General features: G+C 41.5%; 21 protein-coding genes. 2 read left to right on the top strand and 19 right to left on the bottom strand.

All coding sequences use genetic code 11. The features are described 5' to 3' along the window. Positions 1–29 precede the first annotated feature (29 nt). From PTT44_RS05640 to PTT44_RS05570, 15 genes are all read right to left on the bottom strand, one after another. Entirely contained in the window at positions 30–599 is a 570-nt protein-coding gene (locus PTT44_RS05640; protein ID WP_168159251.1) for a type II secretion system protein, read from the bottom strand. A gap of 12 nt (positions 600–611) precedes the next feature. Further along, positions 612–1,226 carry a TetR/AcrR family transcriptional regulator gene (locus PTT44_RS05635; RefSeq protein ID WP_004696845.1) on the bottom strand — a complete coding sequence of 205 codons (615 nt, stop codon included), beginning with the start codon at positions 1,224–1,226 and terminating at the stop codon, positions 612–614. 45 nt (positions 1,227–1,271) lie between these two features. Beyond that, positions 1,272–2,045, bottom strand: a complete 774-nt coding sequence (locus tag PTT44_RS05630; RefSeq protein ID WP_168159252.1) for a TatD family hydrolase — start codon at positions 2,043–2,045, stop codon at positions 1,272–1,274. Positions 2,046–2,071: 26 nt separating this feature from the next. Next, on the bottom strand, positions 2,072–2,413 hold the full coding sequence (locus PTT44_RS05625; protein WP_058869739.1) for a PilZ domain-containing protein: 342 nt from the start codon (positions 2,411–2,413) through the stop codon (positions 2,072–2,074). Between the two features lie 14 nt (positions 2,414–2,427). After that, the gene (locus PTT44_RS05620) at positions 2,428–3,411 is read right to left on the bottom strand and encodes a DNA polymerase III subunit delta' (protein WP_168159253.1); all 984 of its coding nucleotides are present in this window, start codon (positions 3,409–3,411) and stop codon (positions 2,428–2,430) included. A gap of 19 nt (positions 3,412–3,430) precedes the next feature. Then, the gene (gene kdsB, locus PTT44_RS05615; protein ID WP_168159254.1) at positions 3,431–4,192 is read right to left on the bottom strand and encodes a 3-deoxy-manno-octulosonate cytidylyltransferase; all 762 of its coding nucleotides are present in this window, start codon (positions 4,190–4,192) and stop codon (positions 3,431–3,433) included. An 8-nt stretch (positions 4,193–4,200) separates the two neighbouring features. Next, the gene (lpxK, locus tag PTT44_RS05610; RefSeq protein ID WP_168159255.1) at positions 4,201–5,205 is read right to left on the bottom strand and encodes a tetraacyldisaccharide 4'-kinase; all 1,005 of its coding nucleotides are present in this window, start codon (positions 5,203–5,205) and stop codon (positions 4,201–4,203) included. A 3-nt stretch (positions 5,206–5,208) separates the two neighbouring features. Then, positions 5,209–6,936 (bottom strand): lipid A export permease/ATP-binding protein MsbA, encoded by a 1,728-nt coding sequence (msbA, locus tag PTT44_RS05605; protein ID WP_168159256.1) that lies wholly within the window; start codon positions 6,934–6,936, stop codon positions 5,209–5,211. Then, positions 6,936–7,358 carry an ExbD/TolR family protein gene (locus PTT44_RS05600; RefSeq protein ID WP_004696832.1) on the bottom strand — a complete coding sequence of 141 codons (423 nt, stop codon included), beginning with the start codon at positions 7,356–7,358 and terminating at the stop codon, positions 6,936–6,938. The genes msbA and PTT44_RS05600 overlap by 1 nt, the downstream gene beginning before the upstream one ends. A gap of 8 nt (positions 7,359–7,366) precedes the next feature. After that, a complete protein-coding gene (locus PTT44_RS05595; protein WP_005401149.1) occupies positions 7,367–8,020 on the bottom strand; it encodes a MotA/TolQ/ExbB proton channel family protein in 654 nt (217 codons plus the stop codon). A 35-nt stretch (positions 8,021–8,055) separates the two neighbouring features. Beyond that, entirely contained in the window at positions 8,056–8,943 is an 888-nt protein-coding gene (locus PTT44_RS05590) for a ParB/RepB/Spo0J family partition protein (protein ID WP_004696828.1), read from the bottom strand. Next, positions 8,940–9,722, bottom strand: coding sequence for a ParA family protein (locus tag PTT44_RS05585; RefSeq protein WP_004696827.1), 783 nt, complete (start codon positions 9,720–9,722; stop codon positions 8,940–8,942). Before PTT44_RS05585 ends, PTT44_RS05590 begins: the two co-directional genes overlap by 4 nt. 25 nt (positions 9,723–9,747) lie before the next feature. Then, a complete protein-coding gene (gene rsmG / locus PTT44_RS05580; protein ID WP_004984861.1) occupies positions 9,748–10,380 on the bottom strand; it encodes a 16S rRNA (guanine(527)-N(7))-methyltransferase RsmG in 633 nt (210 codons plus the stop codon). Between the two features lie 84 nt (positions 10,381–10,464). Next, positions 10,465–11,154, bottom strand: a complete 690-nt coding sequence (gene murU, locus PTT44_RS05575; protein WP_168159257.1) for an N-acetylmuramate alpha-1-phosphate uridylyltransferase MurU — start codon at positions 11,152–11,154, stop codon at positions 10,465–10,467. Next, the gene (locus tag PTT44_RS05570; RefSeq protein WP_168159258.1) at positions 11,151–12,167 is read right to left on the bottom strand and encodes an aminoglycoside phosphotransferase family protein; all 1,017 of its coding nucleotides are present in this window, start codon (positions 12,165–12,167) and stop codon (positions 11,151–11,153) included. Before PTT44_RS05570 ends, murU begins: the two co-directional genes overlap by 4 nt. Before the next feature lie 121 nt (positions 12,168–12,288). On the opposite strand from PTT44_RS05570, the gene PTT44_RS05565 reads away from it, so the two are divergent. Next, positions 12,289–14,748 carry an LPS-assembly protein LptD gene (locus PTT44_RS05565; protein ID WP_168159259.1) on the top strand — a complete coding sequence of 820 codons (2,460 nt, stop codon included), beginning with the start codon at positions 12,289–12,291 and terminating at the stop codon, positions 14,746–14,748. After that, positions 14,748–16,052 (top strand): peptidylprolyl isomerase, encoded by a 1,305-nt coding sequence (locus tag PTT44_RS05560; RefSeq protein WP_168159260.1) that lies wholly within the window; start codon positions 14,748–14,750, stop codon positions 16,050–16,052. Before PTT44_RS05565 ends, PTT44_RS05560 begins: the two co-directional genes overlap by 1 nt. 117 nt (positions 16,053–16,169) lie before the next feature. Here the strand turns inward: PTT44_RS05560 and hfq are convergent, their stop codons facing one another. The 4 genes from hfq to tsaE all read right to left on the bottom strand — a co-directional run bounded on the left by hfq (position 16,170) and on the right by tsaE (position 20,139). Beyond that, positions 16,170–16,685 (bottom strand): RNA chaperone Hfq, encoded by a 516-nt coding sequence (hfq, locus tag PTT44_RS05555; RefSeq protein ID WP_058951861.1) that lies wholly within the window; start codon positions 16,683–16,685, stop codon positions 16,170–16,172. A 93-nt stretch (positions 16,686–16,778) separates the two neighbouring features. Continuing rightward, positions 16,779–17,723: a tRNA (adenosine(37)-N6)-dimethylallyltransferase MiaA gene (miaA, locus tag PTT44_RS05550; protein WP_168159261.1), complete on the bottom strand. Its 945-nt coding sequence runs from the start codon at positions 17,721–17,723 to the stop codon at positions 16,779–16,781. A 6-nt stretch (positions 17,724–17,729) separates the two neighbouring features. Next, complete coding sequence (mutL, locus tag PTT44_RS05545) at positions 17,730–19,670, bottom strand: DNA mismatch repair endonuclease MutL (RefSeq protein WP_168159262.1); 1,941 nt, start codon at positions 19,668–19,670, stop codon at positions 17,730–17,732. Continuing rightward, positions 19,663–20,139, bottom strand: a complete 477-nt coding sequence (tsaE, locus tag PTT44_RS05540; protein ID WP_026056383.1) for a tRNA (adenosine(37)-N6)-threonylcarbamoyltransferase complex ATPase subunit type 1 TsaE — start codon at positions 20,137–20,139, stop codon at positions 19,663–19,665. The genes mutL and tsaE overlap by 8 nt, the downstream gene beginning before the upstream one ends. Positions 20,140–20,162 lie beyond the last annotated feature (23 nt).

The raw sequence follows: 20,162 nt of genomic DNA, 5'->3' as shown, positions 1-20,162 counted from the left end.
CACAAGACGGCAGACTATTCTTTAAATCTTTAGCTCGCATTTATTTTACCCAAATGATCAATTTCAATTTCGGCACCCACGGGCTCATTGGCATAATAAAATTGAATACGAACAGGTTTTGCTTCGCCATTCCCCAACCAAATCAGTTTAGGCGCATTCTCTTGGATTAAATCCTCGTTTCGGGCTTGGGAAACATCATAGTCTAAGGATTGCACAGCAAAAGAAACATTTTTAGCTAACACTTGCTGTGGGAACTCATTATATTTTTTCCATTTTTGTTGATTCAGCATTGCATTATTTTGTTGTTCTGTGGGTATGGTAAATTGAGGATTTTTATATTCAACAACAGCATAAGAAAAATCAGCCACATCGGTCGCAGGCTGAACCTCTAGTGCCAAAACACGTGCTTGGTCATTTGCCTCACGTGCAATTTTCTGTACATCCATGATAAAAAAATCACGGGCTTGCGCTGCTTTACGTTGGTCGACACCATTGATATTCAACATCACCAATGATGCCATAATGGCCATAATAAGAATAACCACCATCAATTCAACCAGTGTAAATCCTTGAATCCTTGAAGGTGGTTTCTGTTTCATACATCCTATCCGCTAAGCAAGATATCCTGCTGCGCCCGTTTGTTTAGGCATCGCCAGAGCTTGGTCAATGTAGGCCACACGCAAAGTATCACGCGAACCCAAATATCGTTGATAAAAACTAGAGTTTAAAATCGCAGCTGCACCATGCGTCAAAGACCAAATAGATGCCAAATAATCACGTACTGTCATTTGACTCTCTATCGACTCCAAATACCGCTCGGTCATACGAATAATTAAACGTAGACGTTGCTTTCGAATTTGATAAAGCTCAGTAAATAAATGATAGATCCCAACACCCGTGGTGGATAGCCTCTCTTCTATTTGATGAAACAACACCGTGCGTTCAGGATGATGCAAATGATGTAACATAAAAAAAGCTAGATGTTCAGGGAACTGTTTATCTGTATCTTTAATCATTTCAAGCAACATTTGCTCATTACGAATAATGAGCAACATATAGAGTTCATCTTTACTTTGAAAATGTTTATAAAGCGTACCTTTTGCTAGATCTAATTCCGCAGCCAATGCATCAAGGGTCATTCCTGCTTCGCCATTTTCTAAAAGCAACTGTTCAGCCACTTGGAAAATTAACGCTTCTCTTGCTCGAAACTGAGCCTGACGATCCATTTTCACCCTAGTACTCTCTTATACGCTTTTATCGTTTCAATTTATTTACTTCATGTTGAGAAGGTTTTCAAAGTTCTGTGTTGTAATGAAAGCCATCTCTTCTAAGGACTTATCATATACATCTGCCAAGGCTTTGGCTACATAAGGAACGTACTTTGGCTCATTCGACTTACCTCTATATGGCATCGGTGCTAAATAAGGACTATCCGTCTCAATTAATAAGCGATCTAAAGGAACTTGCTTCGCCACGTCACGCAGGTCTTGCGCATTTTTAAAAGATACAATCCCTGAAAATGACACATAGTAACCGCAGTCTAAGACAGCTTTGGCCGTTTCCCAGTCTTCTGTAAAACAATGCAAAATTCCATGGGTCGATTTTTCGGCACGAATAATATCGACAGTATCGTGTTTGGCAGAACGGGTATGTACAACAACTGGTTTTTTTACAGCTTGTGAAGCATGAATATGTCGTGCAAAACAGTCTTTTTGCTCAGCGATGAAATCTGTACTATGAAAATAATCGAGCCCAGTCTCACCAATTGCCCAAACTTTTTCAGGCTGTGCCAACTCAATTAAATAGTCTGTGGTCGCGCGGGCCATGGTTTCAGGATCTTCACAAGGATGCACCCCGACGCTATAGCCCACATCGTCATGCCTTGCCGCAATTTTTGCTAGCTCAATATAATCATCAAGATCAACTGAGATACTCATAAAGCGGTGAACGCCCGCTGCACGTGCTTGCGCTAATGCTAAATCCAAATCCCCATCATAAGGCGTTAAATCTAGCATGGTTAAATGGCAGTGCGTATCTACAAACACAGGCGTTTCCTACTTGATATACTTAATTACATAGTGTAACTAGTTCGCCCTTCAGACTTAAGACCTGCTAGCAACTTTTCCGCTTCTGATTTGTAATAAACCCCTTTCTCCCCAGAAAGTTGAATACCAAATCCTTGGAGTTTGATCCCATTTTGCTTTTGCGAAATCCAAATCACTTTGCCTGTTAGAGGAATTTTCTGTGCTTGCTCTGGCAATGTTGCCAAAACAAAGACCTCCTCTCCCATCTTTACAGGTTGTTTGGATGGAATAAATAAACCACCACCAACTACAAAAGGCATGTAGCTTGCATATAACGTTGCTTTATCTGGAATATTGGCTTGAATGATTCCGCCCATACGTGGTTGCATAAAATTCCCCTGTTTTAAACATCCATCAACCGAATACACAATTGGTCGAGCACTAAATTAGTTTGTACGTTTTGTTCAATATATTGTTTTGACTGTTGCAAATCAGCATAAATTGAAAACAAAGTTTCAAGTGAATACCGTTCTGCCAGCACACTGAAATCCAAGTCAGTGTTTTTTAATTGCTGATTTAGCTTGACACAAATCAAATCTGACAACAAGTACTCAAACATTTGACTAAAATCACTAAATGTCAGCGCTTTATTCCACTTGGTAGCAATTACCATCGGCATATTTTTATCCATCACCAACTTTTGCCAATCTTTTAAAAATTCAGCACGTTGAGGAATCCATTCACTCTCGGACAATGTAATTGCCTGCAACGGCATATGATTGGACAAATTCATCAACAAATGTTGCTGTGCCAAATCGCTATGGGACAAATGCTGATTTAAAAATTGCTCTGCTTGCTGTTCATTTATGCGATCCAAAGCAAAATGTTGCAAACGACTGCGAATGGTTGCAGGCAGTTTTAAATAATGATCTGCCAATAAAATGATAACAACACGATCACCTGGTTCTTCAAGCGTTTTCAATAAAGCATTGGCTGAAGCTGTATTTAAAGCTTCGGCTGGTTCAATCATGATGACGCGCCAACCATCTACCGTTTGCTGTACAAAAGGCAGCAGATCACGAATTTTCTCAATTTTGATCTTGGCATTTTGTTTCTTATTGTCTTCATCGGTAGTGATGTGCACATAATTGGGGTGTGTATCCGCCTTTAACCACTGACAACTTCCACACTCCCCACAGGCCAAATGATTTGGCTGCCGCTTAGCACATAAGACCCAAGCAAGAAACTGCTCAGCAAAAGTCTCTTTACCACAACCTTTTTTGCCATAAAACAATAAGCCATGACCAATATTGGGAAAGCGTGTGGTTAAAGTTTCCCAAACATTTTGATGCCACGGATAAATCTGCTCAGGCAGCGTTTGCTTCATGTATACGACCTAAGTTCTATTATGCAAAATGAGCCACATCCATGGCATTTAAACGATCTAAATCCTCTTGTGTATCCACACCTGGTGGTAAGTTTGCTTCTGCGATATCAATGGCAATACGATGTCCATTCTCCAAAACACGCAGTTGCTCTAAGCTTTCGAGCTTTTCAAGTGTACCCATATCCCATGTCACATACTCTTGGAGCAATTTCACGCGGTAAGCATACAAGCCCAAATGACGGAAGGCTTGTTTATGTAACGTTTGTTCCACTTGTTTTGCAGCATCTCGGTCATATGGAATAGTGGCACGACTAAAGTAAAGTGCTTGTTTGTATTTCGACATCACCACTTTAACAATGCTGTCACGTTTAAATTCATCTAAATGCTGAATTGGTTCACACAAGGTCGACATTGAACAATCTGCTTGTGACTCTAAAAGTTGCGCGACTTGCTTAACCAAAGCCGCCGGCAATAAAGGCTCATCACCTTGAACATTGACAATGATATCTTCACTGGCCCAGCCCTTAATTTTCGCCACTTCACTAAGGCGGTCTGTTCCCGAAGGATGATCAGCTGAGGTCAACACTACATCCACGCCTTCAGCCATGCAAAGGTCATAAATTCGCTGATCATCCGTTGCAACGCAGAGATCATCAAATCCTTCCACTTTCTTCGCCTGATCAACGACCCGTAAAATCATTTCACGGCCATGAATTTTAAGGAGTGGTTTTCCAGATAAACGCGTGCTTGCGAAACGTGCAGGAATAACAATATGCTTCATAAAAGACCTTAAGAAATTTCAATACCTACAGCGATGAGCTGTTGATGTAAGGTGTCATAACACGCCGTCGATAACACTGCATCGACAGGAACAACCCAAATATCACGGGCAAAACTAGGATTTTGTTTGAGCAACGCTAAAATTTTCACAGCATCTTTTTCAGTGGTAATAATGGGATTGGCATCGTCAAAAACCAAATCCTCTAACTCATATTCATAATGATCGGCAAACTCATGACACTGGAACTGCTGCACTCCCATACGCTCTAAAGTACGATAAAAACGCTGCGGAAACCCGATCCCCACGACCGCATAAAAATCATCTTGTGGATTGAATGCTTTTGCCTCAGTACTATTCAACAAGTAAGGCTCTGCAACTTCTAAGTGCATGTGCATAGCACGTGTAGGACGATCTGCATGTTCGATCACTATGCCTTGATCTAGTCTAGACTTTGGCTCTCGTAAATAACCTTCGGGCAATAACTTTTCATTACCTAGTCCACGATTATTATCTAGGACAATCCATTCAATTTGACGATTCAACGCCCAATGCTGAAGCCCATCATCGCTAATGATCAGATCAATGGGATAGTGAGATAAAAGCAGTTCAATACTTTCTTGGCGATTTGGACCCACTGCCATCGGTACATCAGTAGATTGCACGATGAGAGTTGGCTCATCACCTACATTTTCAGGCAATGAGTTGAGATCTACCATAGTCGGAAATGGGCCCTTGGCACCATAACCACGACTGATCACACCCACTCGGATATTTTTACTTTGCAGATAACTCACCAAGTGAATGAGCAGAGGGGTTTTACCACTCCCACCCACGGTAATATTACCAATCACCATGACAGGCACAGGAGCCGTATACGCTTTTTTAATATTGCACCGATACAACTTACGGTTTAAAAGAAAACCGCCTCGATATAACCAAGACAGCGGACGAAGCACAATTAACCACTTTGCCTGCGAGTTCCAAGCATCCTGAATAAACTGTGCACCTGACATGACTTAGTTTTCCTCAAAATTACGCTGATGTAGCTGATAGTAAGCACCCTGCTTAGCAATAAGTTCAGCGTGTGTACCTTGCTCTACTATACGCCCTTTATCCATCACCACAATGCGGTCTGCATTCTCAATGGTGGATAGACGATGTGCAATTACGATCGTGGTACGATCTCGCATTGCAGCATCGAAAGCACGCTGGATAAAGTACTCTGATTCATTATCAAGCGCGCTGGTAGCTTCATCTAATATCAGTACAGGCGCATTTTTCAAAATCGCACGAGCAATGGCTATACGTTGGCGTTGACCGCCTGATAAATTGAGACCTTGTGCACCTAACTTGGTATTGTAGCCTTGTGGTAAAGCCATAATGAAGTCATGTGCATAAGCTGCTTTTGCCGCTGCAATCACCTCTTCATCCGAGGCATTTTCAAGCTGACCATACGCAATATTGTCACGTACAGTGCGATTAAATAAAACCACTTGCTGATTAACCATTGCCACTTGAGTACGCAAGCTATTGATTTCAATATCATGAATATCAATACCATCAAAGAGTATTTGACCCGAGGTCGTATCTTGAAAACGCACCAGTAAATTTACTAGAGACGTTTTACCAGCACCAGAACGCCCGACTAAAGCAATCGTCTCACCTTCTTTGACACTTAGATTAAAATCATGCAGCGCTTGATAACCATCCACATAAACCAAGTTCACATGTTTAAAGTCAATATTACCTTTCAGTATAGGAGTTAAAGCCCCAGTATTTTTTTCTTCAGGTAAATCTAAAATTTCAAAAACTGAATGTGCTGCAGCCATACCCCGTTGAATCTTTTCATTCACGTCAGTCAACGCTTTAATTGGCTTACTCAACATACCTGCTGCAGTAATGTAAGCGACAAATTGACCTGCGCTAGTGTCTTGTAAAATCTCTGGGCGTAGTGCGATCCACATGACGATGCTCAAAGCAATGGACATGATCAACTGTACAATTGGGCTGTTTAGCTGTTGTACAACCACCATTTTCAGGCCGCGACGTAAATTTTCTAAAGAGGTATCTCTAAAGCGTTGTTGTTCATAAGTCTGTCCACCAAAACCTTTTACCACCAAGTGACCATTGACCGTCTCTTGTACCACGTGATTGACATCACCCATGGTATCTTGGACTTGAATAGAAAGCTTACGCATGCGCTTTGCCGCTTTACGGATAAGTAAACCAATCAACGGTGCAAAAATCAAAATACACAAGGTCAGACGCCAATTGCTATAAATCAGGTACCCCAACAGTGCAATGGTGATTAGACCTTGTTGAACAATAGTTTTTAATGATTCTGAAGATGCAGCGGTAAGCTGCTCCACATTAAACATAATCTTCGCAGTGATATGACCACTGTTATTGTCCAGATAATACTGTGCAGGAAGACGCAATAATTTTGCAAAAACTTCTTGGCGAATATTAAAGACCAAGTTTCTAGAAATGACAGCCGTAAAATACCCCCCCATGAACAAACCTAACCCACGGAAAAACATCACAACAACAACTAAAATTGGGAACAAGGTTGTAAAACCTTGATCACGGTGTTGAATCGCTTCAATAATTTTTTCAAGTAATTTAGCGACAGAAACTTCTGTCGCCGCATTTATAGCAAAACCAACCACCACAAGAATCGCTACGCCCCAATAAGGTTTTAAATAGCTCAGTAGACGTAGATAAACTTTAAAATCGTGTTTCACTAATAACCTCGAGAAGGCACTTTGGTACTAATATTGATATTTACAAATCCCAACTGACCGGCCACATCCATCACACGGATCACATCCTGATGGGTTGCTTTGGCATCCGCAGCAATCACAAACATTAGATCACGACGGTCATTGGAAATCTGTTTAATTGCGGTATTTAATTCTGAAACATCTTTCGATGCGATAGACTGACCATTAATTGAATAATGCCCTGTGGAATCTACCACCACTTCGATTTTATGATCAAATGTTTTCGGCGGAACCCCTTGCGCATCAGGCAAGGTTAAATTCATACGACTAAATTGATTGAATGTAGTGGTCAGCAATAAAAACACCAAAATAAATAATAAGCAATCAATCATTGGTGTAAGGTTAATATGAACATCTTCAACTTGCGAGCGTTTGAATTTCATACTTCACCTTAGCTCGCTTGTTTCACAACAACATCATCATGGTTTTCAAGCACAGTTTCTGTTTTCTTATAAAATAAAGCCGCATGAAACAAAGTCGATTGCTGCTCTAATTCAGCAACGTACTCTTGAACCAAACGCTGAAAATAACGATAAGCAAATAATGCAGGAATCGCAATGAACATTCCTGCTGCAGTTGTAATCAGTGCTTTAGAAATCCCTGGAATCATCAGTGTTGGATTACTACTATTCCCAATATCAATCATTAAAAATGACTCGATAATACCTAATACAGTCCCCAACAATCCTAAAAGAGGCGCGACAGCGCTCAATGTTCCTAAAAAATTGATATTTTTTTCAAGATAACCAATTTCTTGAGAAGCTGTTGCTTCCATCTGCGCACGTGCAAACTGTTCACCTTGTGCCTTACTTTGGTAACCAGCTTCCAAAATACGACCCAATGTCGTTGCCTGTAAATCCTGATTTTGTTTAAGTTTAGGCAAAACCATTTGTACGCTTTGCGCTGGGTTTAATAGCAAATCTTTCGGTAAAATAGCGGATTTCTTTAAGCGAATAAAACGCTCTAAGCTAATCGCAACAGTAAAGATCGAACAGAGTACAAGGGGCAGCATAAGCCACCCACCTGCTTTTACCAATTCCCACATAACACTTCCCCAAGTATTTAGAATAGAAAATAAAATTATTCAGCTAAGCAAATATTCAAAATACCATCCAACTCATCTAGTGAATGATAATGAATCGTGAGCTTGCCTTTCCCTTGTTTATTATGATCAATTTTGACATTTGCACTAAAACGATCTGTTAAGCGCTGTGTCAATTGTTGAAGATCTGGTGCAATTTCCGTTTTCGATTTTTCTTGTTTCGGCGCATTGAGATCACGAACATATTGTTCAGTTTGGCGAACGGATAAACTTTTCTCTATCACCAATTCTGCGACTTTCAGTTGATCTTTCCCTTTCAAAGTCAAAATGGCACGAGCATGTCCCATATCCAATAACCCCTGCTGCATAAAGTCTTTAACTTGCTCAGCTAGACTTAATAAACGCAGCAAATTACTTACTGTGGTACGCGCTTTACCTACCGTATCCGCAATTTCTTGATGACTTAAACCAAACTCTTCATGAAAACGTTGTAATGCCATCGCTTGATCAATCGGATTAAGGTCTTGACGTTGGATGTTCTCAATCAACGCCAGTGCAATTGCAACTTGGTCTGTTAAATCACGAACAATGGCTGGGACTTGCGTTAAGCCAGCAAGTTGAGCCGCACGCCAGCGACGCTCACCCGCAATAATTTCATAGGGATGCTTTTCATTATCAATTGGACGAATCACAATCGGCTGCATCACACCATGTTTTTCAATCGATGCTGCTAACTCTTGTAAGTCTTGCTCATTAATAAAACGACGTGGCTGATATTCACCACGCTGCAATAAATGCACATCAATTTGTTTTAGCTGACCGTGATCAAGAGCTTGTGCTTCAAGTTGTAATTTCTCTTTTTGAATGGAACCGAGTAAGGCATCTAAACCACGACCTTTTGCTAGTCCACGTTTCTTAACGGTCATGCGTTACTTCCTTTTTTCACTTTGCTTTTCTTAATCATTTCAGCTGCTAAATGTAAATAAGCAACTGCGCCCTTCGAGCTTTTTTCAAAATAAATCACAGGCAAACCATGCGCAGGTGCTTCAGCTAGACGCACATTACGTGGAATGACCGTGTCATAGAGTTTTTTGCCAAAGTATTGTTCTAATTCTTCAGACACATCACGTGTCAGTGCATTACGTGCATCATACATGGTGCGTAGAACACCAATAATCTTTAACTCAGGATTCAATGCTTGTTGAATGCGATCAATGGTCTGTGTTAAATCTGCCAAGCCTTCCAAAGCATAGTATTCACACTGCATTGGAATCATCACACCATCCACCGCTGCCAGCGCATTAACCGTGATCAAGCTTAAGCTTGGCGCACAGTCCACAATGATGTAGTCATATGCTTGTTCAATTTCTTGCAACGCATCACGCAGAATAAACTCACGCCCTTCTTGCTCAGCAATCGCAAGTTCAACGCCTGCCAAATCACGGTTTGCACCCAAGACCTTATAACCCACTTCCGCCTTGGTAATCGCAGTCTCTATAGGCACTTCACCCAGTAAAACATCGGTCACTGAATACAGTAGGTCATTTTTTTGAATGCCTGAACCCATGGTCGCATTGCCTTGCGAGTCCATATCGACCAATAAAACACGCTTTTTAAGTACTGCTAAAGATGCAGCCAAATTTACTGCGGTTGTGGTTTTACCTACACCACCTTTTTGGTTCGCAATCGCAATAATTTGTGCCATGACCCGCCCAATCCTTTGAATTTTTTTAGATACGTTTTAATAAAAGTAAGTGTCGTTGTTCGTCCAAACGTGGAACTTTTAACGCAATAATGTCACAACTAAATTCGTTTTTGAACGCTTCAACTTCGTCATGCGGAACCAAGCCTTTCATCGACGCAATAATGCTGTCTTGGTGCATATAAGGCTTCGATGCATTGATAAAATCGGTTAAAGAAGCAAATGCCCGACTGGTAATCACATCAAACTGACCCAAATCATGGATGCTATCTTCATTTTCAACACGCGTTTGAACTGCAATTACATTGGTTAATTTTAGATCTGCAATAAACTGCTTTAAAAAACGAATTTTTTTGCCATTGGAATCGAGCAAAACACATTGGCGCTCAGGTTGGCATAGAGCAATAATCATGCCCGGCATACCACCGCCTGTACCAATATCCAGCAAACGACCTTTCGGCAAATCTTTTAAAATACTTAAACTATCTAATAAATGCTTCACCAGCATTTCTTTAGGATCGCGAATCGCTGTTAAATTGTAAGCTTTGTTCCACAGCACAAGTGCGTCTTGATACTTCAGCAATAAATTTAATGCTTCTTCACTCAAATCTAAGCCAAGCTTTTGACTACCTTGCTTTAAGTCTTGAAAAAATGGATGCATAAAGAAGACATCTCAATAAAATTAAACTGAAGTATACCGATTTCTCAGCCGTGGAACAGTAGCTAACGCTTAGTGATTATGCACTTAAACGTACTTACCTTGACGAATCTGTAGATCTAGATCACTTAATCGCTCAGGTGTGCCAACATCCACCCATGCGGCTTGCATTTTCTCGGCAGAAATTTTTCCAGCAGACATCGCTTCTTTTAGCAATGGAGCCAACGGACGCTTACCTGCTTCCAATCCCTTAAACATCTGTGGATGTATAACTGCAACACCACTATAAGTCAGTGCTTCGCCTGACTGCTCTTGTTCAAAGGTATAAGCACGCCCTTGATTTAAGATAAAGTCGCCTTTGGGATGTTGTGCCGGGTTGGGTACAAATACAAGATGCGCAAAATCGGTGTCCAACTGCACATCAAGTAAAGCTTCGAAATCAAAAGTGGTCCAAACGTCACCATTCACTAAAATAAACGGTTCTGTCCCCAGCAGTGGCAGAGCATTAATAATACCACCCGCTGTTTCAAGCCCCTCTTCTTCACGCGTCCAGCGAATAGTCACACCAAACTGTGAACCATCCCCAAGCGCACCAATCAACACATCGGCCAACCAGGCAGAATTAATCACAATTTCTGTGACCCCAATTTGCTTGAGTTTTTCAATATGCCAAACGATCAGTGGTTTACCACCAACTTCAAGCAGAGGTTTCGGTTTATAGAGTGTTAAAGGACGCATGCGGTTGCCAAGTCCCGCTGCCAAAATCATTGCTTTCATGCTGCAACAACCTCATATTTGCCATATTTTGCTTCAAATTTCGGCATCACTTTATCGCAAATAAATTGCATGAAAGGTTGTAGTTCTGCATATGGTTTGCTTTCTTCAAGTAAATACCACATCACACGTGGCAAATCTTTGAGATAGCCTGATTTACCGTCACGTTCAAATAAACGCACAAAAATACCTAAAATTTTAATATGACGTTGTATCGCCATCAGATCAGCATCTTGCTTAAACTGTTCAAAGTCACGCCCTTCTTTGGCAGAAGTTGGCAATAGGTCATAAAACACTTTAAACCATTGATAAACGCGCTCAGGATTCCATTGTACATACGCATCACGTGTAATTGAGATCAGATCATAAGTATCTGCACCAATAACAGCATCCTGAAAGTCAATTACGCCTTGCTCTTGCTCATCTACCAAAAGCATGAGATTACGACTATGGAAATCACGATGTACAATCACTTGAGGCTGAGCCAAAGCAGCATTGGCTAAAATTGCAAATGTACGTTTAATCAGCGCAGACTCATCATCAGAAGGTTGAATCTGTAAACTTGGCAATAACCAATCTGTCAATAGCGACATTTCGGTCATTAACTTTTCATAAGAATAAGCTGGGAAATGACCTTCACCATCAATAGATTGTAATTGAATCAACTGCTTAAAACTTTGCTCATAATGTGCATCGACAGTCTTGTCATCGAGCTGTGTAGACAGTAGCACATCACCAAAATCTTCAAGCAATAAGAAGCCTTGCTCCAAATCTTTCGCCACAATATGTGGTACACGAACACCGTTCGTATCAAAAAATTCATCAATCGTCACAAAAGGCACACAATCTTCTTTTTCTGGTGGTGCATCCATCAGCATAAATGTTTTATTATTCAACTTGATTCGTGCATAACGACGGAAACTTGCATCGCCTGCTAAAAAGTTAATTTCAAATTGATCTGAACCAAGTACAGATGAAATCCATGTTTGTATCAATTGTTCACGTTGTGTATTCATTTGCGATAAATTCTAATACAGGCTGAGTTTTTAAAGTGCTAAGTGTAGCCACTTATCAACTTTTTCTCTATGATGCGACAATAATTAATTGCGTTTTAAGCATACTTGGTAAATGAGACACATGAAGCATCAGTTTAAATTTAATCCTTTAGCGACTGCGATATTTACCCTTCTTTGTGGTAGCTCAATCACAAGCTATGCTGCAATACCAACCACGTCTATTTCAGACGAACAACAATCGCTAAAACAAGCACTACAAGAAAGCTATCCTGGGCAAAAGTTTTTCGAACAATACTACGTTGATAAATCATCTCCTGAAGCTCAACAGCGCCAAGGTCGTTACTTAAGCTCCGCGTATTGCCAAGGCACATGGTTAACCCCTGTAAGCCCTGAAACCAAAGCTGCTGACGCAGCCAATGCGACATCTACCATTACAGCGGACTATGGTCACTACAACCCACAAGGTGACTCTGTTCTTGAAGGTAATGTCCTGATTGATCAAGAAGGCCGTCAAATCCGTGCCGATAAAATCACCATTGATCAAACCCAGACCTTTGCCAATGCTGAAGGACGCGTGCAAATGGCGCAAAGTGGTTTATTAGCGCAAAGTGACCAAATCAATTACAACCTAAAAACTCAACAAGGCGATCTGAAAAACAGTTTTTACATTTCAGAAGAACAACATGCACATGGGCGGGCCGACCAAATCTTACGTGAGTCACAAACGACCACCACGCTAAAAAATGCAACTTATAGCACCTGCCCACCAGAGCAATCGCCAACATGGAAAATCCAAGCAGATGAAATTAAGTTAAATCAAGAAACTGGACGTGGTGAAACACGTGGTACAAAACTTTATGTTAAAGATGTACCCGTTCTCGCTGTTCCTTATTTCAACTTCCCAATTGATGACCGTCGTACTACCGGTATTTTGACACCAAGTTTTGGCTTCACCAATGATGGTGGTGTCGAGCTTGCAGTACCTGTTTATCTCAACTTAGCACCTAACTACGACGCGACCGTTACGCCACGCTATATCAGCGACCGCGGCCCAATGTTTGAGGGTGAGTTTCGCTATTTGACCGAAAACTTTGGTTCAGGTCAAATTTGGGGGGGGTACTTAGCTGGTGACCGAAAATATGACGATGAAGACCGTAAAGATTTGCACTTTTTACATAACTGGCAAATCAATGAACAGTTCTCAACCAACCTTGAATATAACTATGCTTCAGACAAAGACTACTTTACTGACTTAAGCAATAACCCAAACACCAAGACAGACTTAAACCTGCGTCGTGCGTGGGAGTTAAACTATAAAAATGGAATTCCTGGTCTAAAAGCCCAACTGAAAGTTGAAGACTTCCAAACACTAGACGAAACTACACCCTACGTTGACCGTCCGTATGCACGTTTACCACAGTTCTTACTCAACTATAAAGCGGGTAATGCACTGGGCTTAGAATACGAGTTCAACAACGATACGGCTTACTTTAAAAAGGACTTTGGGACTATCGACGGCGATACCAACGATAGCTTTGAACCAAGCGGCACCCGTGTCTATAATGACTTTTCTGTACGCTATAACTACCGCACACCATGGGCTTTCGCCATTCCTGAAGTCTCTATTCGTAATGTAAACACATTCTACGATCAAGACACTATCAATGAGTTTGACAACACCAACCGCTCATCGAACGACAAATCTTATGTCGTGCCACAGGTGACTTTTGATGCAGGTTTAACCTTTGAAAAAGAAGGCACTTTCTTACAGACCTTAAGTCCACGCATGTTCTATGCCTACGCACCCTATAAAAATCAAGATGGCGCACCAAACTTTGACTCTGCAACAGCATCGATCAACTATGATCAGTTATTTAGTGCAAATCGCTTCTATGGCCATGACCGTCTAGAAGACAATAACTTCTTGTCACTGGGCTTAAGTTATAGCTTATTTGATACTGTGGGTTTAGAACGCTTAAAAGCCAGTGTGGGCCAAAGCTATTATTTCGAAGACCGCCGCGTAACGCTTGACCAAACAGCAGATGTCTTTGATAGAGAAAATCACTCTGGTCCGATTGTCAGCGTATCTAGCCAGCTCTCACAAAACTTTACCCTCGGTGCAAACTCAGCATGGATGGCAAATGGCGATAATGCGCAACGCGACTTACAACTTTACTTTACGGGTGATAAAGGCAACCTCTATAACGTTGGCTATTTCTACCGTAAAGAAATTGCAGACCGTCAAGAACATTACGACCAAGTAGTTGCATCTTTTGTACAACCTATCCATAACAACTGGCGTATTATGGGCCACGCTCAATATGACTTAGACAACAATGTCGCTCGTGAATACCTCCTTGGTGTCAATTACGAGTCTTGCTGTTGGGGGATCTCCGTTTATGGTCGTGAGTACTATAACGACTTGGATGACGTCAATGCTGCAGGTATAGAACCTAAACGTGCAATTATGGCCGAAATTACACTTAAAGGCTTAGGCGGACTCAACAGTAAACTTTCATCATTACTAGAAAATCGTATTCTAGGCTTTAACAATATTAATCAGACTTGGACAGACCGTTAATGAAGACAAAACAGTTCAAACAATTTTTTAAAGCGAGTGCTTTGGCTTTAGCTCTCGCAACCGCTATTCCAACTTTTGTACATGCGTCGGATGAAGTTGTTGCTGTAGTCGATAACAGTGTCATTTTGAAGAGTGACTTAGAAGCAAGCATGGCTGAGCTCAAACATCAACTTGAGAGCCAAAAGAAACAAGTCCCACCAGAGCAATATTTGGCACAACAAGCATTAGAGCAACTGATTATTCGTCAGACTCAGCTTGAACAAGTGAAGCGTTACAACATTCAACCTGATGAAAAAAGCTTGAATGAAGCGGTTTTAAATGTTGCAAAACAATCTGGTAGCACTAGCCTAGAAGCATTCCAACAAAAGCTCGATAAAATGGCACCAGGAACCTATGCTTCTTTGCGTAGTCGCGTTGCTGAAGATTTAGCCATCAATCGTTTGCGTCAGCAAATCGTTACCTCTCGTATCCAGATTTCAGATCAAGACGTTAAAAACTTTTTAAATACCCCACAAGGTCAAGCAGCACTTGGAAACCAAGTGCATGTGCTACATGTGCGTGTTTCAGGTGACAATGCTGACGCTGTGGCGAAGCAAGTTAAAGCGGTACTAGCAAACGACAACGATGTCGCTGCAATTGCTAAAAAGTTCAGTACTGCTGGCACTAAAGTTGAAGGTGCAGATATGGGCTTTAGAGCACTTTCTGACATCCCTAGCGAGCTTGCAGCACGTGTGAGTCCACTCCAAGTGGGACAAATCACAGATTTAATTACAGTACGAGATGGTGTGCATCTTTTAAAGTTAGTTGAACGCAAAGGTGCTGAGCAAAAAGCGATTGTGCCCCAATACAAAGCACGCCATATTTTGATCCAACCGTCTGAAGTGGTTAGCCCTGAAAATGCTAAACAAATGATCGAAAGCCTGTATAACCGCGTTCAAAAAGGTGAAGACTTCGCAGTCTTAGCTTCCACCTACTCTAATGACACAGGTTCAGCACGTGATGGCGGAAGCTTGGGTTGGGTCAGCCCAGGTGTGATGGTTCCTCAGTTTGAAGAAACCATGAAAAATACACCGGTAGGTCAAACCAGTAAACCTTTCCAAACCCAATTTGGCTGGCATATTCTTCAAGTGACTGAAACACGTCAACAAGACATGACTGCTGAATACCAAGAGCGTATGGCACGTCAAATTTTAGGTGAGCGTCAATTTGATGCAGAACTTGATAGCTGGTTACGTGAAACCCGTAACAGAGCTTATGTTGAAATTAAAGATCCTAACTTAGACCGTAAGAACAACAAGTCATAAGTTTGGATAAATAAAAAGACCAGCATAAATGCTGGTCTTTTATTTTCCACTTGGATGAAAACTAAAAATTAGGTATAAAAAAAGCCTCTCATGTGAGAGGCTTTTTTAAACAATCAATTAACGATTATTTTCGTCATCTTGAGTGTCTTCAAATTTTGATTCGCCATCAAAACCAGTCGATTGACCGCCGAAGCCACCTTGACCGCCGAAGCCACCTTGACTGCCAAAGCCACCTTGACCACCGAAACCACCTTGACCACCAAAGCCACCTTGACCACCAAAGCCACCTTGTTGACCACCAAAACCGCCTTGTTGACCACCAAAACCGCCTTGTTGACCGCCAAAGCCGCCTTGTTGACCGCCAAAGCCGCCTTGTTGACCGCCAAAGCCGCCTTGTTGACCAGCACCGGCAGGTGCACCAGCAGGACGTGGGTTACGTGCAGGAACAACTGTAGAAATTGCATGCTTGTAAACCATTTGGCTTACTGTATTTTTTAATAAAACAACATATTGGTCGAAAGATTCAATATGACCTTGTAACTTAATACCGTTTACAAGGAAGATAGAGACAGGAATACGTTCTTTACGGAGAGAATTTAAGAACGGATCTTGCAAAGTTTGACCTTTAGACATGTTATAACTCCAAAAAAATTTAAAAATCAGCGCAAAAAACTATCTTTATTTTTCAATTAAAAATTATAAAAAAGATAGTAGCTAAATTTTGCTTTATCCGTAGCAGTTTCGCAAGTCTTCTTGTGCCTGCGTGATAGTAGAATACGTTGTAAATTTATGTGCCTCTTGCAAAGATCTTAACCAAGTGTATTGACGTTTGGCAAGTTGTCGTGTCGCAAAAAGTGCTTTATCCTCCATTTCACGTTGTTTTTCGACAGTTTTATCTCCTTTTTGTAAAAATTCGAGTGCTTGTCGATACCCAACTGAGCGCATAGAGGGTAAATTTTCGTCTAAATCGTATTTTTTCATAAGTGCTTCCACTTCATTCAAAAATCCGATGTCCCACATAATTTTCAAGCGTTGTGCAATTCTTTGGTGCAATTCGGCACGGTCTGGCATCAAAGCATAATTATGAAAATTATAGCGATAAGGCACGTTTTTAGGTTGTTCAGCTTGAAGTTTAGTAATAGGCTGCCCTGTCAATTTGTAAACTTCTAAAGCGCGAATAATCCGTTGTTTATCACTCACTTTAAATTTTTCGCCCGCTAGTGGATCCACGCTACATAATTCAGCATAGACCGCAGACCACCCCTCACTTTCACCTTTGGCTTCTATGTCAGCACGAACAGTATAATCTGCGCTCGGTAAATTGCTTGAAAGACCTTCTAAAAGTGCCTTGAAATAGAGCATGGTTCCACCCACCAAAATCGGGGTTTTACCTCGTGCATGCATATCATCAATTAGACCACATGCATCTTCAACAAAGTTTGCAGCCGAGTAGACTTCTAATGGGCTAATAATATCGATAAGGTGATGTGGATATTGCAGTAACTCTTCTTTGGTCGGCTTTGCTGTACCAATATCCATATCCTTAAAGACCAATGCTGAATCTACAGATATCAGTTCAAAATTTCCTTGCTCATAGAGCTGACATGCCAAAGCAGTTTTACCACTTGCAGTTGGCCCCATTAAATTGATGACCGGCAATTGAGTTGACATGTACAACTACTCTCCTCGAGCAAAAAGCTTATCTAGTTGAGCCAATGGAAACGCACGCCAAGTTGGGCGACCATGGTTACATTGGCTGGCAAATTCAGTTTGTTCCATTTGACGAAGCAAAGCATTCATTTCAGAAAGACCTAAAATGCGATGCGCGCGAACAGCACCATGACAGGCCATACCCGCTAAAATTTGATCACGCTTTTGCAGTAAGCCCTGCGCTTCATCATTTGGATCCAAATCGTTCAGTAATTCAGGTACCAGCGCCTCAAAATTGGCTTTATGTAAAATCGCAGGCACACCACGAACAATGACCTGCTCATCGCCATATTGATCAATTTCAAGACCTAAACGCGCCAATTGATCTTTGAGCTCTTCCACGCGTGTAGCTTGCATCCGCGTGATATTAATCACTTTGGGAATAAGTAACTGCTGAGAAGTCCAAAACTCTGGTTTATCCCATGCGGACTTCATTTGCTGTAGCAGAATACGCTCATGCGCTGCATGCATATCAACAATAATTAGCCCTTCTGTATTTTGAGCCAGCACATAAATACCATGCAATTGTGCAATTGCAATTCCCAACGGATGTTCATCGACTTTTGGGCTTTGCACTGTAAAATCAGCCAAAGGCTGAGCTTGATCAACAGCAGATGAGGTATCACGTAGAGGTGCTAAATAGCTTTGTAAGGCATTATTGAGCTGTTGTGAGCCCTGATAGCGTGAAGGTTGCGCCGAATAATGGACACCTTGCGGTTGATTTGAACTAAAGTCAGTGAGCACATCCGATGGGGCTTGCTCACCAGTTTGTGTAGACTCAACACGACGATGCAACTGCAAAGGCTCTTGATAACGAGGCTGCACAGACATCGAAGCTTGATTCTCTGCAATCTTCATTGCATCAGATAAATCTGCGGTTGCCGTTTGAAACTGCGATAAAGTCTCTTTGGCATAATGACGTACAAATTCATGTACTTCACGTTGATTTAAAAAGCGAATTTCATGTTTAGTCGGATGTACATTGACATCAATATTTTCAGGGTCTACTTCCAGAAAAAGTAAATAACCCGCATGCTGATGTCCATGCAAAATACCATCATAAGCCATACGCAGCGCATGAGAGATGGTTTTATCTTTAACAATTCGACCATTCACATAAACATACTGTAAGTCAGCCTGAGCCCGCGCATCGGAGGGATGTCCCAACCAACCTGTTAAACGCATATTGATGCTATCTGCATCCATCCAATAAGCATTTTCAGTAAATGTGCGCCCTAGCAACTGTTGTACGCGCTGAAAACGTAGCTCACCACTATCTGCAATCGGCAAGTTCAGTTTGATGCTTTGATTATGTTCAAGCACAAAACGAATATCGAAATGCGTCAGCGCTAAACGCCGAACAATTTCCTCAATATGACCAAACTCTGTGCCAGGTTTTTTGAGAAATTTTCGACGCGCAGGCACATTGAAAAATAAATCTTGTACCCGAATATGCGTACCTTTCGGTGCAGCTACAGCCTGAATCTCTTGACGGTCAAATGCAGTTCCATTGACTTCAACTTGGTAGCCAATTCCATCATCCGCTTGACTACTGGTCAAGGTTAAACGCGACACCGCTGCAATAGAAGCCAATGCCTCTCCGCGAAAGCCTAAACTGACAATTGCATGTAAATCTTCAGCGGTTTGGATTTTACTGGTCGCATGGCGCATCACCGCCAAAGGGAGATCTTCAGCGTGAATCCCTCGACCATTGTCCATGATTTCAATTAAAGTACTGCCGCCTTGCTCTACCCGAATAATCAGCTCTGTCGCACCTGCGTCAATCGAGTTTTCAAGTAACTCTTTGACCACAGACGCTGGACGCTCAATGACTTCACCTGCTGCAATTTGGTTGGCTAAAGCAGGATTCAAAGTATGAATACGGCGTATCTTTAAATCATCACGCATTGTTTAATTGGCTCTCTAATGCTTGTAATAATGCTACTGAATGGAAACTTAAGGTAGCAGACCGTGTCAGTTCATCTTCCGATTTTTGGATATCAATAATTAAGTCCGCCTCAGGGATCTCATCGCCCCCTTTAGACGGCCATTCAAACAAAAACAATGCATTGGGCGTTTCCAAATAGTCACGGATACCCATTAACTCCAGTTCATACGGATCGTTTAAACGATACAAGTCAAAATGGAAAATATCACGCCCTTGAACTTGATACGGCTCAACTAAGGTATAAGTTGGGCTTTTCACGGAACCTTGATGGCCTAAATGCTGTAAATAATGGCGTGTTAGCGTAGTTTTACCTGCCCCCAAATCGCCAATTAAATACACTACACCCGTCGTAAAATGCTGTGCCAAAATTTGCGCTAAATTTTGGGTATCTTGTTCATTATTGAGCGTTAAATTAAATGAATACTGCATAATACTCACGACAAGTGACAAAA

The organism is Acinetobacter sp. Gutcm_16 (assembly GCF_028649355.1).
In the GTDB taxonomy this organism is placed as follows: Bacteria; Pseudomonadota; Gammaproteobacteria; order Pseudomonadales; family Moraxellaceae; genus Acinetobacter; species Acinetobacter johnsonii.
Note: the sequence above shows the minus strand (reverse complement) of the source record. Positions and strands in the feature narration are given on the sequence as shown.

What these genes read in the sequence shown, in the direction of transcription:
- PTT44_RS05570 (WP_168159258.1), bottom strand. Translation starts at nt 12,167, where the DNA reads ATGAATACACAACGTGAACAATTGATACAAACATGGATTTCATCTGTA.
- lpxK (WP_168159255.1), bottom strand. Translation starts at nt 5,205, where the DNA reads ATGTCAGGTGCACAGTTTATTCAGGATGCTTGGAACTCGCAGGCAAAG.
- PTT44_RS05635 (WP_004696845.1), bottom strand. Translation starts at nt 1,226, where the DNA reads ATGGATCGTCAGGCTCAGTTTCGAGCAAGAGAAGCGTTAATTTTCCAA.
- mutL (WP_168159262.1), bottom strand. Translation starts at nt 19,670, where the DNA reads ATGCGTGATGATTTAAAGATACGCCGTATTCATACTTTGAATCCTGCT.
- PTT44_RS05585 (WP_004696827.1), bottom strand. Translation starts at nt 9,722, where the DNA reads ATGGCACAAATTATTGCGATTGCGAACCAAAAAGGTGGTGTAGGTAAA.
- hfq (WP_058951861.1), bottom strand. Translation starts at nt 16,685, where the DNA reads ATGTCTAAAGGTCAAACTTTGCAAGATCCGTTCTTAAATTCTCTCCGT.
- kdsB (WP_168159254.1), bottom strand. Translation starts at nt 4,192, where the DNA reads ATGAAGCATATTGTTATTCCTGCACGTTTCGCAAGCACGCGTTTATCT.
- PTT44_RS05625 (WP_058869739.1), bottom strand. Translation starts at nt 2,413, where the DNA reads ATGCAACCACGTATGGGCGGAATCATTCAAGCCAATATTCCAGATAAA.
- PTT44_RS05590 (WP_004696828.1), bottom strand. Translation starts at nt 8,943, where the DNA reads ATGACCGTTAAGAAACGTGGACTAGCAAAAGGTCGTGGTTTAGATGCC.
- PTT44_RS05620 (WP_168159253.1), bottom strand. Translation starts at nt 3,411, where the DNA reads ATGAAGCAAACGCTGCCTGAGCAGATTTATCCGTGGCATCAAAATGTT.
- murU (WP_168159257.1), bottom strand. Translation starts at nt 11,154, where the DNA reads ATGAAAGCAATGATTTTGGCAGCGGGACTTGGCAACCGCATGCGTCCT.
- rsmG (WP_004984861.1), bottom strand. Translation starts at nt 10,380, where the DNA reads ATGCATCCATTTTTTCAAGACTTAAAGCAAGGTAGTCAAAAGCTTGGC.
- PTT44_RS05565 (WP_168159259.1), top strand. Translation starts at nt 12,289, where the DNA reads ATGAAGCATCAGTTTAAATTTAATCCTTTAGCGACTGCGATATTTACC.
- PTT44_RS05600 (WP_004696832.1), bottom strand. Translation starts at nt 7,358, where the DNA reads ATGAAATTCAAACGCTCGCAAGTTGAAGATGTTCATATTAACCTTACA.
- PTT44_RS05640 (WP_168159251.1), bottom strand. Translation starts at nt 599, where the DNA reads ATGAAACAGAAACCACCTTCAAGGATTCAAGGATTTACACTGGTTGAA.
- PTT44_RS05560 (WP_168159260.1), top strand. Translation starts at nt 14,748, where the DNA reads ATGAAGACAAAACAGTTCAAACAATTTTTTAAAGCGAGTGCTTTGGCT.
- PTT44_RS05595 (WP_005401149.1), bottom strand. Translation starts at nt 8,020, where the DNA reads ATGTGGGAATTGGTAAAAGCAGGTGGGTGGCTTATGCTGCCCCTTGTA.
- tsaE (WP_026056383.1), bottom strand. Translation starts at nt 20,139, where the DNA reads ATGCAGTATTCATTTAATTTAACGCTCAATAATGAACAAGATACCCAA.
- miaA (WP_168159261.1), bottom strand. Translation starts at nt 17,723, where the DNA reads ATGTCAACTCAATTGCCGGTCATCAATTTAATGGGGCCAACTGCAAGT.